Here is a 14437-nt window from a genome sequence, read left to right on the forward strand (position 1 = left end):
TTTGCTGCCGGCTAGTCCCGGTGCTCGTTACCGTACAAAAGCACCGCTTCGCTCACCCGAGCTTGGGAATCCGGGCTGAGCCGCAAGAGGCTGAATTCTTTGAGAATACGGCGCACGAAATCCTCATCAGGGTATTCGCCCCACTGGTATTCTTCCGGATACTTGTCAACCAATACGCGCGCCATATTATAGATTTCGCGCAACGGAATCTCGTTGATGCCTCGGCCGGGATAGGGCCGGTAATAATGCCAATTCTCCGGGTAAACATCCTCAGGCCATACAAATTCTTGGCCATCGGAATCATCAACGAAAATCTGCTCCTGAGGGATGAACGTATCGAGGATTTTGTTGACCTTTTCGGAGGTCCGTTGCCGTCCAAACCTCTTAACAATCGCTACCCGCAAGGACTGCAAAGGAAGCGGTGCACTCTCTTCGATCATCTCCCGCACGGCTTCGCGAACTTCGGCTGTTCGCGCGGTAGACATGGGGAACTCCAGCTCCTCGCGGCTCCCCAAGGGCGACGTGTCCGGGAGAGTTAACGGTGCTGGGCATGGCGGAATATCGGTACCCCAGTCATCAACGCTCTCGCTTATGTGACGGACGGATTCTCCGGGTTTCGTGCCGTGTTTTTCCCAGGCTTCCCCAAAACGCCAGCGTTCCTCAGAAGTATCAGTGGGATTTTCCGGGGTGGCTGGCTTGAGCGCGACCCGAATTGTACTTCGCTTCGGTTGCGGAGCAGATTGCGGGGTTGGTTGCGGATTCTCCGGGGTGCCGTGTTGCGCTGGCTCAGCCGCACGTTTTGCTTTCGTGTGCGTGTTGCGATGCGCCGAGGGGACTTCACGCCAGGTGAGAGCTGATTCGGCATCCGGGTCCTGATGGGTGCTTTCTGGTTCGCGGCGAGCGAGTTTGGCTTTGCGGCCGGCCAGTTTTTTCGCGGCCCGCTCCTGGCGTTTTTCTGCCTTCCGTTCCTCTGCCGCGTACCGTTCCTTGGCTGCCCGTGCCGAAGCATCAATGCGGTCAATGACCCCAGCCGGATCGCGCCGCAGCTCCGGAAGCCACACGCGTTCCACCGCGAGCCACCCCATCATGGAGGTCAGCAGCTGCGGAGTGATATCACGATCAGTCACGGTGGGGAGCGAACTCCATTTTTCGTCGTCGAACATGACAGCCAGAAGCCACACCTTGCTACCCGGCTCGCGCACCACGATATCGAGGGTGTAACTAGAGAGGCCGTAATCGCCCTGCACTTCCCAGCCACGCTCGCGCAGCTCACGCATGAGTCGGTCACGCACCGGGTTGTCATTAATGCTCAGGGCGCGGGGAAGTGCAGAACTGGCTTCCGCAGCCGAATCGGCCGGTGCGGGAGCTGCGCCGTCGTTCTGAGTACGCGCGCGGGCCCGCAACATATATTCACGTAAGTCCTGCATTCCGCGCGAGCGGGTGCGATTGAGGTCGATGTCCTCCGGATCGAAGGAGGTGACCACCAGCACCTCGCTGCGGGCGCGGGTAATAGCGACGTTGAAGCGGCGTTCACCGCCCTCGCGGCTGAGCGGCCCGAAATTGAGGGGAAGGGGGCCACCGGGTTCGCGCGGTGAAAATGCGGTGGAGAAAATAATGACATCGCGTTCGTCACCCTGGACGTTTTCGAGATTCTTGACGAAAAGCGGATCCTTTTCCTGTTCCATCGCGGCGCGGATGAGGGGATCGCGCGAGTCTTCCAGCAGGTCAAGGATGAGGTTGCGCTGCTGGATATTGAAGGTGACAACACCGATTGATTGGTGCGCTAATGCCGGCGAATTAAGGCGCCGGTGAATATCGCGCACGATTTCTTCGGCTTCCACCCGATTCGTGCGGAAGGTGGCCCCGCGGCTGCGGTCGAACGTTCCGGAAACGCGCCGCATACTCACGCCCGCACCGCCGAAAAGCGCCGCGTTACCCGGCGAGGGGAAACTGGAGAGTTTACCTTCGTAATAGGCTTCGTTGGAGAAGGCAATGAGGGATTCATCCCGGGAACGGTAGTGCCAGGAGAGCCACAGGCGCGGCAGGCCCGATTCGACCGCCTCGGAAAGAATCGACTCCAGATCGCTGACCACCGTCTCCACGAGCGGGCGATCCGGATCGTCAAGATCCTCATCATCACCGCTGAACGGGCCAGTTTTCCCGAACCGCGTAGGCGGCATCTGCCGGCTATCCCCGGAAATGATCACCGCTTTGGCGCGGCCGATGGCACCCATCGCCTGATCAACGGTAATCTGGCTCGCCTCGTCAAAAATGACGACGTCGAAAACTACGGCAGTGGGATCTACGAATGTGGCAAGCGATGCCGGGCTAGCGAAGAAACAGGGTGTGGCTTCCAGGATCTCCTCGGTGAATTCTTCCAGCAAGGAGCGGAAACTGCGTGCCCCGCGTTTGCGATCCAGGTTGCGCCGCAGGGTTCCCACTTTTCCGTGGAGCTCCCCGGGGCGGAAGGAACGCCGCGCCATGAGGGTGGCCGGTAGCGCCTGGGTGGCCTCGCCCTGGATCGTGGCGAAAGCTTCCTGGAGGCGGGTGAGATCCGAACTATTTTGTTCCGAGAGGGAAATATGACCGCTGAAAGCCCGCATGCGTTCTTCCGCGCTGGTGGAGGCCACCCCGCGGCGGAAGGCCAACGAAATATCACGGTCGGGCACCTCACCCATTTCGATTTGGCGCTGGAATTCTTCCAGGCCGTTCTTACGCAAAATCGCGGTGGCGCGGTGCCATTCGACCGCGGCAGCCAGGGAATCACGCCCGGCTGCTGACCAGCGCGGATACCATTCACGGAAAACGCTCATCCACCGGTTTTCCGAAGGGAGTTGTAGATCGGCGGCGCTCACCCAGGCATCCCAGGTGGAGCTGATGATGTCGAGCGCAGCGCGAGCATCATCCAGGCTGCCGGCGCGGCGGGTGAGCTCCACCAGGGCGGGGAAGCGGGTAGAAAGCTCCAAAGAACGCTGGAGAGAATCCGCGGCCTCCGCGAGCGCTGCCGGAGCGCTCGGGTCGCTGAGGGCCACACTCACGCGCTGGCGTGCTCCCGGGATGTTTTCTAATTCGGTTTCCAGATCAGCTAGGGCGCGGCGCATATAGCTCAGCCGGCCGAGGGCGGCCCGGACTGTATCAGGGGAGTGCTCGCCCTCAATATCCGGTTCCCGCCCGGCGGGCAGCGCCGGAATAAGGGCCGAACGGTAGGCCGCTAAGCGCTTCTTCTTCCCGAAGAAGCCGCCCTCCGCGAGCTCATCGAGCGCGCGGCTGAGCGCGGCGGTATCGCCGTATGCGAAGAACGTGGGAGAGAAAAGATCGGTGAAAAACTCCAGTTCGGGAGCCAGCCGGGCAAGCTTATCGGCAACCGTCGCGATTTTCCAGGTGGAGGATGCCAGCTGCCGGGCTTCCTCCGGATCTAGTAGCGGTGAGGTTCCATCGAGTGCTTTGCGTACATCCGAAAGTGGAACGCTTTCCAGGGTATCGGCTAGCTCCGGATATTTCTCGCATTGCGCGGCCATAGCTGCGAGCCCGTCGAAAGCATGGATGAGTTCGGGGAGTGGGGCGTGATACGGGCCCACCAGCTGCCAGGCGGACATAGCGGCCAGATCGGTACTGCGTGCTCGCACCGCAATATTGGGCAGTGCTTCATCAATAGCGGCGATTGTTGCGCGCGCATTCGGATCGGTGACGAATCGTTGCGGAACTACCGCGACCGCTCCCTCGCCAAGATCGAGGGACGCGGTGACGGCCGACCAGAGCGAATGGCCGGCCGCATTCATTCCGTGCACGAGCGCCGGGTAGGCCGCGAGGGGTTCGAGGCGGGAACGCAGCAGTGCCCGCGCATTATCCCAGCGGTGCATATCGTAATGAACACTCGCGTCAATCGCGCCGCGCAATTGATCCCGAATCGCCTGGGGGCGTTGCTCCCCGCCGTGTAAATCGAGAATAAAAGGTGCCAGGCCAATGCGTTCCATGCGTGTTTTGACGACGTCGAGCGCGGCCTGCTTCTCAGCTACGAAGAGTACTCGTTTCCCCTGTTCCAGGAGGTGGGCGAGGATATTCGTGATGGTTTGGGATTTCCCGGTTCCCGGAGGCCCCTCCACCACGAAGCTATACCCCTGACCGGCCGCGGATACCACTCGCATCTGCGCCCCATCGGCGGGAATAGGGAGATTGAGCTCTGCCTCATTCGGGGTAATCTGCTCAATCGGCGGGAGGTTACTCGGCTCCACAAAGCTTTCCCCGGGGCGTAGCGTCAGGTGTTCGAATACTGGAGATTCCATGAAAATATCCCAGTGATCGCGCAGATCACGCCACATTCCGAACGTGGAGAACTTGGCGATACCCAGGTAGACATCCCGGGTCACCGTAAAGGGAAGATTCTCGCGCACCAGCGCGGCGGAAATCTCACGAAGCGCGTAGTCAATATCGAGACCGGAAGCATCAAGCTTCGGTTCGGAAAGCGCGGTGATATGCACGCCGTGTTCCTGGTGGAGCCATTCCACCAGAGAGTGGTTGGGGGTGGCCTCAGCGCTGTTATCGGCTTGGATTGTGAAACGGGAACGGCCCGAACCACCACCTAGCCGTACCGGGAGGAGGAAAAGCGGTGCGCTGGCATCTTTGCCGTTTTTGCTGGTGTAGCGCATCGTTCCGAGCATGAGATAAAGATTGGCTGATCCGGTTTCCTCCGCCAGCGTTTTCGTGGTGCGAGCCAAGTTCTTAAAGAATTCGGCGTAGCGGTACTCCGTTACGTGCCCGAACAGGATGCCGCGCTCGCTCAGTTCATCGCTCACCTCAGCATCGGATAAATCACTCACGTCCGTGGTTCCGCGCAGGAAACGATTATCGGAAAGGTCATCCTGAGCGCGCATCGTAATGCGATCCCCGCGGGAAATGCGATCATCAATATCCGCCAGCATTCCGGCTCGAACTTCGAATTCCAGGACTTCCTTGGCCGGTTTGATATTGAGGAGGCGGTTGCGCAAGGTGAGGTCGAGGAGCTCACGCTTCCAGCGCTGCACCCGGGCAGGGGCCGCATCGCTGGTATCCAAAGTGAGATAGTCCGCGGAATCCTCTCCGGCCAACTGCCGCGCCAGTTTCCCGGCCGCTCGAATAGCCGCCGCGGGGGAGTTAGCGTGAGGCGCGGACCCGGCGGCCTCGGATGTAGCTGAGGCCGCGGCATCCGGTAGGGCGGCAGCCGGAGGGGCTTGAGTGGGAAGCGGGCGCAGTCCATCTCTATGCGATTCCGCCAGTCCGATGAGGGCAAGAACAGTACCGTCTGTCAGCTTCGCCTTGGTGCGATTGAGGTTATCTGGGAAGCTGAGCGCGGCGTCGTAAAAAGCAGCATCCAAGGCAAGAACCGCACCGGAACGTAAATAATTATTGATGGAGGCCGGTTCGGTAATAACCGGTTCGCGCAGGCCATCCTCCGTGCTCGCAATGCCGACGAGGGCATGCCCCGGAACCAAAATAATCACGGGGAGCAGCCCGCAGGACTGTGCCAAGGCTGCATAGGTCAGGACCAGGTCGATGCAGGTGCCGGCTTTTGCGGTGAGAACTTCCTCCGTGGTGCGGATGCGCTGGCCGGTATTTTCGAAGGACGCGGGTGGGGTGACGTAACGGATATCTTCGGCGGCTAAAACCGCGTAGGCAGCCGACATGATTTGAAGCACCCGTTCGATACCGGCCTGGTAGCCCTGCACCGAGGCATCGCCGGTGGCTTCCTTGAGTAAATCGGACACCTTGCGCACCAGCGCGGGAATTTGCGGGGCGTTGGGCTGCGCAAAAGCCGCCAGGGACTCAAAATATGCCGGAGCGTGGAACCACTCATTCGGAGCGAGGATACGTATATCGGCTCGGGCATACCCGGAAGCGGAACTCCCCTCGGTGCGCAGATGTGCTTCCAGGGTTCCGGGTTGAGATTCGGTGGCCTGTAAGAGGGGATTGCTCGGGTCGAGGCGGGTGTGCGCGAGGAAACGCGGGGCTACCGGGGCGGCCTTTCCGGGCCGGAGTTCAGGAAGGGGAACCGTGAGGTCGAAAAGTGCATCCGCGCCAATGCGAGCGCTCAGTTCCAGATGTGCCTGTTCGCTCGCTTCACTATCCGACGTATTGGTAGCGAGAATATTTTTGATAACGGGAACCTGGTTATGGGCAAGTGCCCAGCCGGTTTTCCCTGCATAGGAGATCTCAACGCGGAGGATTCCGGATTCCACAACAAGAACGTCGATTCCCTCAGATCCCACTCCGCTCATTCCCGCTGGTGCCCTTCCGTAGGTGTGTGCCTTGCCGTGTCCTCATTGGCAATCGGCGATATTTTCGACAATCCACCCGATATGTTACTCCGTATCTCCCCCGGACAGGCGGGTATTTTAGTCCGCGGAACGATGCGCGCGTGTCCAATATGTGAACAATTCGTCTCAGAATCTGGAATTTGCATTAGTCTCCAGAGTGCGCGGTTCCCCGGCGCGGCACGCGCCGGGCGGCGTCGTACTAGAAACGACCACCGCGCGTACGTTTCGCGAGGGAACGTAACCACCCACGGTAGAAGAGAAGGAGGCCCGCGTGGCTGAAGGATATGTGCACTGGAATGGCGAACTGAATACGGAAGCCACCCAGCTGCTTCGCGCGGGCGGCGCCATGTGCGTGGTGCCCACCAAGGTCGGCTATATTATCGCCACCACCGATTCGGCCGGGCTGGAACGCAAATTTGCCGTGAAGAACCGCAAACGCAATAAGCCCGCCGTGGTGCTGTGCGGCTCCATGGAAGAACTGGAAACCCTGGCGCAACTCACCCCGGAAATTCGCGATTTTTACCAGAAGAACTGGGACGAAGATATCCTCATGGGCTGCATCCTGCCCTGGCGTGCCGAGGCTGCCGAACAATACATTCCGGAAGAAGGCGAAGCGCGCAACCTGGTGCGCGACGGGCGCGGAACCTCCTGCTTCGTGATCCGCTACGGCAAGGCCGCCGAGCAGATCGCCGCGGAACTGTGGGAGAAGGATAGGAAGCTGGTCTTCGCTTCCTCGGCGAACCCCTCCGGGCGCGGGAACCGCGGCAAGGTGGAAGGAATCGGCACCGATATTGCCACCGAAGCGGACCTGGTGATCGAAGCCGATGATTACGTGACGTCCATCCAGCCCGATGCGTCCGAAGCCACGCGCTGGGAGCAGGGCGTGATGGTGTCCTTCGTGGACGAATCCGGGAAACTGGTGCCCGAACAGAACGGGCAGCGCATGGTCACCCCCGCGCCGGTGCTCATCCGCAAGGGCGTGTACCTGGATCGGATTCTCCAGCTGCTTTCCGAATCCTTCCTCAGCTGGGATTTCCGGCAGGGGGCGTACTACTGAGTCGCTAAAAAGCTTTGCTTGCGAGTAGTGAGCTGCGCGGCGGTCGATCTGGTGGTCGGCCGCCGCGTTGTAGTGCTGGGGCTATGTGGTTGGTTGCTAGTTGGCCGCCGCGCGAATCCCGAGCCACTGGTTCCACCCGTGGTGGAGCACCAGCCAGGCCATAAGCCCGTAACCGGCCTGGCGCGGCGCATAACCCCCGCTCAGGTCCATATCGGTATTCCACTGCTCGTGGTCCACCAGCGGGCTGAAAGTATCCACGAAGGGGAAACGCCGCCGCTCGGTCACATCCCGGTAGGCATTGGATAAATTGAGCTGCACATCGCGGGGCAGATCCGGGCGCGGGGGCGGGCCCACCACGAAGGGGCGCATGCGCATCCGGTCCGCGGAATCCAGCAGATTCGCCAGGTGCAGGCGCGCCCGCGCCATGGTGCCGCCGCGCTCCAGATCGTGACTACCCAGGCCGATAACCAGGCGGGACTCAATATCCGGGCCGGTGCGCAAGGCAACTTCCCGCTCCCAGCGCTCCGCCATCTCCGAAATTGTTTCCCCGGGAACAGCCAAAGTGAGGGGGAGGAGCGGAGGATCGGTGAGGGTACGGGCCATCACGCGGCCCGTCCACCCGAGCGCCCGCGCATCGCCGTACCCGGCCACCAGCTCATCGCCTATAAAGATGACACGTAAAGAATCCACGGCTGCCTCCCTTGCTACTAGGTAAATCCTAGCGTGCTCGCCCGCATCGAGTGGCGCGCGCAGACCGGTTGCGTGTGCGTGCGGCGGCGCGTGTGGTGCGTGCGGCTCGCGTACTCCGGCGACCGCGCGCGTCACCCGCGCGAATCGCTAGACTGCAAGAAGCACCTACCCTGGAGTTTATGTGACCAACGCTCTTCTTTTACTTCTTGGCATTCTCCTCACGCTGGGAACCGCGCTTTTCGTGGCCGCGGAATTCTCCCTGGTGGCCCTGGACCCGGCCGCGGTGGAATCGCGCGCCGCTGAGGACCCGGCCGCCGCCAGCGTGGCCGGCCGCCTCCACCACCTTTCGCTCTTCCTATCCGCCTGCCAGGTGGGCATTACCATCACCACGATCCTGCTCGGCTACGTGGCCCAGCAACCCCTGACGGAAATATTGACGGGCTGGCTGGGTGCGGCCGGGGTGGCGCGGGCCGCCGCGGTTGCTATTGCCGCCGCCGCGGCCTTCCTCCTCGTCAACCTCTTCTCCATGCTCTTCGGGGAATTGGTCCCCAAGAATATGGCGCTGGCCGAACCCCTGCGTACCGCCGCCCGGGTGGGCGGCCCGCTGCACGCCTTCAGCGTGGTGTTCAAACCCGTGATCGTCTCCTTCAACGCCACCGCGAACTGGCTGCTGCGCCGCATGGGCGTGGAACCGGCCGATGAAATCTCCGGGGCGCGCTCGGGCCCGGAACTGGGTGCCCTGGTGCGCCAATCCGCGGCGGCCGGCACCCTGGAGCCCTCCACCGCGCGCCTGCTCACCGCTTCCATCGGCGCGGGCGGGCTCACGGCCATCGATATTATGACCGACCGCGGCCGGGTGGAATACCTGGAAGAAACCGCCTCCGCCGCGGATGTGATTACCGCGGCGCGCACCACCGGCTTCTCACGTTTCCCCGTGGTGGGCGAGGGCGGCCTCGATGATATCCGCGGATTCGCGCACCTGCGCCCCGCCGTGGCCATTCCCGCCGAGCGCCGCGCGGACGTGCCCGTCACCTCCTCCTCGGTGATGCGCGAAGCATTTGCGGTACCCGAAACGATGGAATTGCCCGAGCTCCTCGTGGTGTTGCGAGATATCGGTGGCCAAACGGCCGTCGTCGTCGATGAATACGGCGGAACCTCCGGAATCGTGACGCTCGAGGACGCCGTGGAAGAAATCGTCGGCAATATCGCGGACGAACATGATCGCCGCGGCACCGGCGCGCGCCGCACCGCCCCGGGAACCTGGGTGGTGCCCGGATTGCTGCGCCCGGACGAAGCCTTCCGCATCTGCGGGGTGCGCCTGCCCGAAGACGGCCCCTACGAAACCCTCGGCGGGCTGATTATGGCTGAACTTGGCCGCATTCCCGCGGTGGGGGATACGGTGGAGGTCGACGACGCCCAGCTGACAGTGCGTGCTATGGACGAGCGACGCGTCGAAACGGTGGAGGTGAAAATCCATGAGTAATACCCTCGCCCTCATCCTCACCGTGCTGTTGCTCGCCGGAAACGCCTATTTCGTGGCCTGCGAATTCGCACTCACCGCCTCGCGGCCCTCCCGCCTGGAACCCCTGGCGGAAAGCAACCCGCGCGCCGCGAAAACCCTGGCGGCTTCCCGCAACCTCAATGAAATGCTGGCCGCCTGCCAGCTCGGCGTGACCCTGTGCTCGGTGGCCCTCGGGGCGCTCGCGGAACCGGCGCTCGCGGCGCTGCTGCTGGTGCCGCTGGCCGCGGTGGGTGCCGGGGCGGTCCTTGCCCACACCATTGCTTTTGTGCTGGCCCTGCTCTTGGTAACCGCACTGCACGTGATTCTGGGTGAAATGGTGCCGAAGAACCTGGCGGTCACCCACCCGGAACGCCTCGGCATGCTGTTTGTGCCTTCGCTGCTGGTTTTTGACCGGGTCTTCCGCCCGATCACCGGATCGCTCAACTGGCTCGCGGTGCATATCGTTTCCTGGATGGGGATGAAACCGAAAGACGAGGTCATCTCCGCGTTTACCGCTTCCGAGGTCGCGGCGATTGTGCACGCCTCCCAGGCGGCCGGGGTGCTCCAAGATACCCAGGGGCTTATCACCGGGGCGCTGGAATTTTCCGAACACCAGGTGGGGGACACCATGCTGCCCCTCGATAAGGTGGTCACTTGCCCGCGCACCGCCACGCCCGCGCAGGTGGAACGGCTGGTGGCCGACCACGGGTATTCGCGGTTCCCACTCGTGAGCGGCGGGAATATCGTCGGGTACATTCACGTGAAGGATATTCTCGACGCCGCCCAGCGCGAACTGCCTATTTCCGCCCGCTTGGTGCGGCCGGTCCGCAGCCTTGCTGCCGGAACCAGCGTGGAGGACGCGCTGCGAACTATGCAAACCTCGGGGACGCATATGGCCATCGTGGAAGATAACGGAAAGGTAACGGGTGTGATCTTCCTCGAAGACGTTATTGAAGACCTCGTCGGGGACGTGCGTGATTCCATGCAGCGCCGTTCCTGAAACCGCGAGATAGCGCGGATTGCGCGGGGTGTGAGTGAGGTGGGGAGGGAGCGGGACGGTTCGGGGTGGGGCCGGTAGGCCGCGATGCGATACGGCTCATGTGGTGAAAACTCTTTGCCTTTCCGGCGCTGACCGTTATCATTTTGTAATAGTGACGGGCCGGTGGATGAGCCGGCCATCTGGCAGGGAAAATGAGGAGAGCAGTGAGCGCGGTACACCACACCTCTCGCGGCGGGCGCAGAGCGGCCCGGGCGCATGAGGCTCCGCAGGAGCGCGTTGGGAAACGCGCCGCGCGCGCCGCTGCTGATGTGAGCGTGGAGGGCTCGCGCTCGGTGGCGTCTCGGCCTGCGGGTTCCCGGGCGGCGGTGTCGCACGCCGCGTCCGATTCACACTCGGTGCCTGTTTCGCACGCGGCGCCCAGCTCAGCAGCGCGCCGGGCTGCCAGCCGGGCGGCAGGCAAACGGGCTGCGGTTACTGAGGTTCCGCTGCATGCCGTCGCCTCCACCCGCGACCAGTCTGAAATTACGCCGCCAACGCGGCGCGGGCGCCGCGCCGCCGCCGTCGCACCGCTCGCAACGGTGAGTGAACTTCCCGCGCGCGGTAAACGGGCCCGCACCGCCGCGCCTGCAAGCATCGAAGCGGTGACCGCAGCGCCGGCAGCTAGCCCGCAGCCGGAAGCCACACCGGTAAGTGAGCGTCCGGTCAGCGACCTGCCAGAACCTACTGCGCTTCCCACCCGGGAACTGAAACCGCAGGTGAACGCGGGGCGCGGGGCCGCTTTCGGCGTCGTTCTTCCTTCTTCTCTGACCATTGCCGCCTGCGAGGCCGCGCCCACCGGTGGAATCGGCGCCGTGGGAATCACCACCGATACCGAGGGCACCGAAGTCCTCTCCGAATCGGATATTGACGCGGCGGTGCGCGCGGGTGAAGCCCGTGGGCGCGCGCAGAACCGGGAGCGTTCAGACCGGATTCTGGCCGGGGCTGCCGCGCACTGGGTGGTGGCGCGTTCCGTTTCTCCCTATCGCAATATTCTTATTGGCGCGGTGGCCTGCTTGGGCATGGTGCTTCCCGTTATGTCCACCTTGCAGGGCAATGCGGCGCAGGCCGCGAACCCGGCTTTCGTGGCGCCCATGGCGGAAGAATTCACCACCCCGGCCCAGCTCACCGGGGAAGTCGGCGCGATTCAGCGCGCCCAGGCCCGCACCGCGGCGGAAAATCCGCGCCGCGCCTGCCCCACTTCCGCCGGAGCCTCCGGTACTCGCGCCGCTTTTGATATCCCCACGGATCGCCTCATCGTCAAGCCGCTACCCGAGGGAAGCTACCGCCTCACCTCGCCTTTCGGCACCCGCGTGGACCCGATCTCCGGGGAAGTTTCCTCCCACGCCGGGCAGGATTTCGGCGCCCCGGCCGGCACCCCGATCCACGCCATCGCCGACGGCGTGGTCAAGCACGCCGGTGAAGGTATCCAGGGCCGCTCAAATAATCTCATTATTATCGAGCACACCATTAACGGGGAAAAGTTCAGCTCCTGGTACATCCACATGTACGACGACGGAGTTTTCGTCAAGGCCGGTGACAAAGTCAAAGCCGGTGACGTGATCGGAGCGGTGGGCTCGAATGGCTACTCCACCGGCCCGCATCTCCACCTGGAGATCCACGCCGCCAACGACGAACTCCTCGACCCGCTCGCCTTCCTGGAAGAACGCCAAGCCCAGCCCCTCGAGGCGGATTGCAAGTAATGGGGCGACTCTACGATATTGATGGGCCCGCGCTCATCATCGCCCACCGCGGCGGCGGTAACGAATACCCGGAAAACTCCCTGCGCGCTTTTGAGTCTCTTTACCGCGCGGGATTTCGGCATATCGAATCGGATGTGCACGCCACCGCGGATGGTGTGGCGGTGATCCTCCACGATCCGCTCCTGGATCGCACCACGGACGGGGTTGGCCCGATCAGCGCGCACACCTGGGCGGAAGTAGCGCAGGTTCGCAACGAGGCCGGGGAGCGTCCGCCGCGTCTGGATGAAGTCCTCGACGCCTTCCCGGATGCTGTTTTTAACCTGGACGCGAAATCCGATGCGGCCGTAGAACCGCTGGTGGCGGCGGTGCGGCGTACCGGGGCCGCGGGGCGGGTGTGCCTGGCCAGTTTCTCCCAGGCTCGGGTGGAACGTATGCGCAGCCGGCTGCCGGGAGCTACATTTTCGCTGGGCCGCTCGGCGGTGGCCTGGCTCATGGCGCTCTCCCACCTGCCCGGTGTGCAGGGAGTGCGCATCGCCAAATTCCCCGGTTCGCAACGCGGCTTCCAGGCCGTTCAGGTGCCGGTAGATATCGCGCTGCCGCGCCCGCGTTCGCTACCCGGCCTTCGCTCGTTACCCGGTCTTCGCTCGCTGCCTCGCCCGTGGCCGCTTTCGCGCTCAAGTCGCTCGCGCCGGACCGAGGATGAGGCTGGCGGTGGCACGCTCGGCCACCCGGTTCCCGTTCTCACCGCGCGTTTTGTGCAGCTCGCCCACGCGCAAGGGCTGGCGGTGCACGCCTGGACGATTAATTCCGCCGTGGAAGCGGAAGGTCTGCTCGACCTGGGCGTTGATGGCATTATTACCGACGAACCCAGCGCGATGCGCAGCTATTTCGATAACTCGCAGTACTCGGTGCGGATCTAAACTCCGGTAGCGGGAGGGGAGCGCGGCCGGGAGCGGCGTCGTCGTACCACATTCTGGACCACGCCGGCGCGCCACGCTCTCAGCGCAACTTCCGCGCAAATCGTGATGAAACAAACAAAAAATGCTAGGCTTAAAGTCCCTTGCAGCGCATAGATGCGCCGCACCGCCACACAGAAGGAGTTGTGATGAAGGCCTGGCAATTTACGAATACCAATGAACCGCTTGTTCTCAATGAGGTTCCTGATCCCACGGCCGGCCCGGGCGAGGTTGTTCTGGAGATGAAGGCGGCCGGTATTTGCCATTCGGATGTTGGTCTACTCACGGATGAGGGCTGGCTGTCCATGCTCGCCAAGCGCCCCATCACCATCGGGCACGAAAATTCGGGCGTGGTGGCCGAAGTGGGCGAAGGCGTCACGGAGTACAAGGTCGGGGATCGCGTGGGCGTGTGCCCCACCACCGCGGCCGGTGCGCCCGGTTACAGTTTTGATGGCGGTTTCGCGCCGAAGATGGCGGTTCCGGCCGAAGCGCTCGTTCCGCTTCCGGACGGCGTTGATTTTATTTTGGGCGCGGCCGCAACCGATGCCGGGATGACCTCCCACGCGGCGGTCGTGACCCAGGGCGGCTTGCAGAAGGGCCAAACCGTGGGGATTATTGGCCTGGGCGGGCTCGGGCAGATCGGTGCGCGGGTGGCGGTGCTCGCCGGCGCGGATGTGTACGTGGCTGAAATTAATGAAAAGGTGTGGCCGCTGGCCGAAAAGATCGGTGCCAAGGGCGTGAAGAAGGATATTAAGGACTTCTCTGATATTACTTTCGACCTCATCGTGGACTTCGCCGGTTTCGGCACCACCACCGCGGACGCCGTGGATATTATCCGCCGCGATGGCACCGTGGTGGTTGTGGGCATGGGCAAACTGGAATCGCTTATTTCCACGAAGAGCCTCATCCTCAACCAGTGCCGCCTCATCGGCTCCAACGGCGGCACCAAGGAAGATATTGCCGGGATTTACGAGTTCATGGCCACCGGGAAACTCACCCCGCAGGTTACCACCATCCCCTTCGAGGAAATTCCCGAAGGTATCGAGAAGCTCAAGAATCACGAGGTCGTGGGGCGCCTGGTAGTTGAGTACTAAACGCCGGTAGCGTTCCCGCGGCGCGCGTTTTAGTACGACGGCGCAGCTGGGGCCACCAGTGCAGCGATGGGCCCGCATATCTTTCGATACGCGGGCCCATCTTCGTGCGA

General features: G+C 62.8%; 8 protein-coding genes. 6 read left to right on the plus strand and 2 right to left on the minus strand.

Annotated elements, in window-relative coordinates; translation table 11 throughout:
- Positions 1-11 precede the first annotated feature (11 nt).
- On the minus strand, positions 12-6242 hold the full coding sequence (locus ACRQDJ_RS06060) for a DUF4011 domain-containing protein (RefSeq protein WP_320753676.1): 6231 nt from the start codon (positions 6240-6242) through the stop codon (positions 12-14).
- 319 nt (positions 6243-6561) lie between these two features.
- Here ACRQDJ_RS06060 and ACRQDJ_RS06065 point away from each other — a divergent pair, with 319 nt between their 5' ends.
- Positions 6562-7347, plus strand: coding sequence for an L-threonylcarbamoyladenylate synthase (locus ACRQDJ_RS06065; protein WP_284890295.1), 786 nt, complete (start codon positions 6562-6564; stop codon positions 7345-7347).
- Positions 7348-7443: 96 nt separating this feature from the next.
- Here ACRQDJ_RS06065 and ACRQDJ_RS06070 read toward each other — a convergent pair whose 3' ends face one another.
- Entirely contained in the window at positions 7444-8037 is a 594-nt protein-coding gene (locus tag ACRQDJ_RS06070; protein ID WP_087069889.1) for a GDSL-type esterase/lipase family protein, read from the minus strand.
- 181 nt (positions 8038-8218) lie between these two features.
- Here ACRQDJ_RS06070 and ACRQDJ_RS06075 point away from each other — a divergent pair, with 181 nt between their 5' ends.
- The 5 genes from ACRQDJ_RS06075 to ACRQDJ_RS06095 all read left to right on the plus strand — a co-directional run bounded on the left by ACRQDJ_RS06075 (position 8219) and on the right by ACRQDJ_RS06095 (position 14327).
- Positions 8219-9520: a hemolysin family protein gene (locus ACRQDJ_RS06075; protein WP_284896313.1), complete on the plus strand. Its 1302-nt coding sequence runs from the start codon at positions 8219-8221 to the stop codon at positions 9518-9520.
- Positions 9513-10538, plus strand: coding sequence for a hemolysin family protein (locus tag ACRQDJ_RS06080; protein ID WP_284896315.1), 1026 nt, complete (start codon positions 9513-9515; stop codon positions 10536-10538). The genes ACRQDJ_RS06075 and ACRQDJ_RS06080 overlap by 8 nt, the downstream gene beginning before the upstream one ends.
- 395 nt (positions 10539-10933) lie before the next feature.
- The gene (locus tag ACRQDJ_RS06085; protein ID WP_284901531.1) at positions 10934-12277 is read left to right on the plus strand and encodes a peptidoglycan DD-metalloendopeptidase family protein; all 1344 of its coding nucleotides are present in this window, start codon (positions 10934-10936) and stop codon (positions 12275-12277) included.
- Positions 12277-13197, plus strand: coding sequence for a glycerophosphodiester phosphodiesterase family protein (locus ACRQDJ_RS06090; RefSeq protein WP_284896319.1), 921 nt, complete (start codon positions 12277-12279; stop codon positions 13195-13197). Before ACRQDJ_RS06085 ends, ACRQDJ_RS06090 begins: the two co-directional genes overlap by 1 nt.
- A gap of 185 nt (positions 13198-13382) precedes the next feature.
- On the plus strand, positions 13383-14327 hold the full coding sequence (locus tag ACRQDJ_RS06095) for a zinc-binding dehydrogenase (RefSeq protein ID WP_026429095.1): 945 nt from the start codon (positions 13383-13385) through the stop codon (positions 14325-14327).
- The last annotated feature ends 110 nt before the right edge of the window (positions 14328-14437 follow it).

Origin of the sequence: Actinotignum urematis (assembly GCF_051264595.1) — a bacterium.
GTDB classification, from domain to species: Bacteria; Actinomycetota; Actinomycetes; order Actinomycetales; family Actinomycetaceae; genus Actinotignum; species Actinotignum timonense_A.